The organism is Streptomyces sp. NPDC001732 (assembly GCF_053596315.1).
In genome coordinates, this window is record NZ_JBSFFY010000181.1 from 1 (window position 1) to 2,395 (window position 2,395).

The 2,395-nt window shown below is 67.1% G+C and carries 1 protein-coding gene and 1 pseudogene; both read left to right on the top strand.

What is annotated here, in order from left to right; all coding sequences use genetic code 11:
- Positions 1–315 (top strand): annotated as a pseudogene (locus tag ACWCXX_RS41175) (transposase); the annotation flags it as partial.
- Between the two features lie 442 nt (positions 316–757).
- The gene (locus ACWCXX_RS41180) at positions 758–2,257 is read left to right on the top strand and encodes an MFS transporter (protein ID WP_451136421.1); all 1,500 of its coding nucleotides are present in this window, start codon (positions 758–760) and stop codon (positions 2,255–2,257) included.
- Positions 2,258–2,395: the final 138 nt, after the last annotated feature.

A 2,395-nucleotide genomic window follows, 5' to 3' on the forward strand; every position in this document is an offset into this window, starting at 1 on the left:
CGGCCGGGCCGGCTGTTCGCCGACCGCGGCTACGACCACGACAAGTACCGCCGCCTCCTCCGGGCCCGCGGCATCACACCGAAGATCGCCCGCAAAGGCACAGCCCACGGCATCACACCGAAGATCGCCCGCAAGGGCACAGCCCACGGCTCCGGCCTGGGCAGGACCAGATGGGTCGTCGAGCGGACCTTCGCCTGACTCCACCAGTTCAAACGCCTGCGCACCCGCTACGAGATACGCGCCGACCTCCACCTCGGACTGCTTCAACTCGCCTGCAGCATGATCTGTTTGAGACGACTTCGAACCTCCTTCTGAAACGATCAGTGAAACCGGGGCGGTTCATGTCGGCCCGGGTGGAGGAATTCATAGACCGGTACCAGGAACGATTGGAACGGCTCCATACGGAACACGGGTCTGTGATCGCGGAGCACCGGTGATACGGGCTCCTCGCGGGCCCGGTGTCCTTGCCCGGAAGCATGTGTGCTGCTTCAACGATGAGCACCGGCGGTGGTGGCGCGGCGGAGCAAGCAGGGAGCTTCTTCCTGGGGTGGGCGTCGATCGCGCTGGCCAACGGGCTCACCCCTGCTCAGATTTTTTAGACCACCCTGGCCCGAACAGGTGCCGGGCCACAGATATCGGCCGTGGTGGACGGGACGGAGGCGGATGCCTGGTTACGGTCGGTCGACAAATGGTCGGAACCGGTCGGCTTATGGGAGGTGCTGCTGTGTCAACTGCGGGTCCGCGATCCACTGTCGCGATGCTCCCGATTATCTCGGGGCTCTCTCTCGCTTTTACGATCACAGCCGTCGACCCGCTAGTCCTCAGCCTGAACATGCCGCAGGTCAGCCGGGCCCTCGATGTGCCTCCCGACGTCGTCGGGTTCCTGGGGGGTGCGGCAACACTGGTCGTGGCCGCCGCCGTCCTCGCCGTGGGCAGTCTCGGGGACGCCTTCGGGCTCAAGCGGCTGTTGATGCTGGGGCTGGTCGGCAACATCATCGTCAACCTGCTTTCCGCGATCTCCCCCAACTACGTCTTCCTGTTGGTGACACGCCTCCTCGATGGTCTGACGCTGGCCTCGGTCCTGGGCGTGTCGATGGCCCTGCTCAAGGTGTCGGTGTCCCCGGAGGGGCGGCCGACGGCCATCGGTGTCTTCATGGCCATCGACATGCTGCTGTGCGGGGTGACCCCTGCGGCCGGGGGCTGGGTAGTGGAGGCCGTCGGCTGGCGGTGGCTGTTCCTGCTCGCCCCACTACTGTCGCTGATCGCCCTCGGGCTGACCGTCCGGTATGTCACCGAGCCCCCCATGCTGCGACGGCGCGAAGTCGACATCGTCGGCATCAGCCTGGTCGGCGTCGCCCTGCTGACCCTGGTCCACGGCGTCGCCGAGGCGGAGAACGGGATTTCCCGGCTTCAGACCTGGACGCCGCTGGTGATCAGTGCGGTCTCCGGTGTGCTGTTCGTGCTCCGTGAGCGCCGGACACCGGAGCCGGTCCTGGACCTGTCGCTGTTCCACAGCGGCCCGTTCGCTGTGGCTGCGCTCGCCAGCCTGACGCTCAACTTTCTCGTCGCCGGGTTCAGTTTCACGCTCGGGCAGTTCGGCAGTGTGATCCTCTCGCTGCCCCCGCGCACCCTCGGCCTGCTGTTCCTACCTGGCACGCTGGCGATCGCGGCCGGTGTCATCCTCGCCGGGCACCTGATCGGGAAGTACACCCCCCGACCGGTCCTCATCACCGGCCTGTTGGTGATGGTCGCGGGCGGGCTATTGATGGCGGCCACCGCCGATCCCACGATAGCTCTGTGGATTGTCGTACTGGCCACCTGGCTCACCAATCTCGGATCGCTGGTGACTTCCTCCGCCGTGGCCGAGACCATCCTCGCGTACGCCGCACCGGGGAAAGCCGGCGCCGTGGCCTCCGTCCAGCCGGCGTTCGGAATGACCGGTTACGCGCTGGGCCCAGCCGTCTACCTCCTGCTCCTCAACCTCTTCTTCCAGCGGCAGTGGCTCAACGATGCCGAAGCGCGCGGCATTTCCGTCTCCAAGGCCGGCCAGGCCGTGGACGCGACACGGAGCGCGATGGCGCACAGTCCCGGTACCGCCGGATACGACCCGAACCTGCTCCGGCAGTCCGGACTGGACCTCGGACTGGACTTCACCAACGGCCTGCGGCTCACCATGCTGGTTGTGAGCCTCCTGCCACTCGCCTTGGCTGTGGTGGCCCACCGGGTCGTGCCCCGCCGAATCCGGACCACATCGTAGGCACCTCAGCTCACCGCAGAAACCGGCCGGGCCGGCAGGCCAGCTGCCACTGGCCCCGGGCGGCGCACGCAGGACTTCAGCGAGCGGGACGACCGCGAAGAGGTGTCCGACGCGCGTGGCGCGGGCGGTGGTCAACTG

Coding starts and splice junctions, on each gene's coding strand:
- ACWCXX_RS41180 (WP_451136421.1), top strand. CDS start 758: ATGCTCCCGATTATCTCGGGGCTCTCTCTCGCTTTTACGATCACAGCC.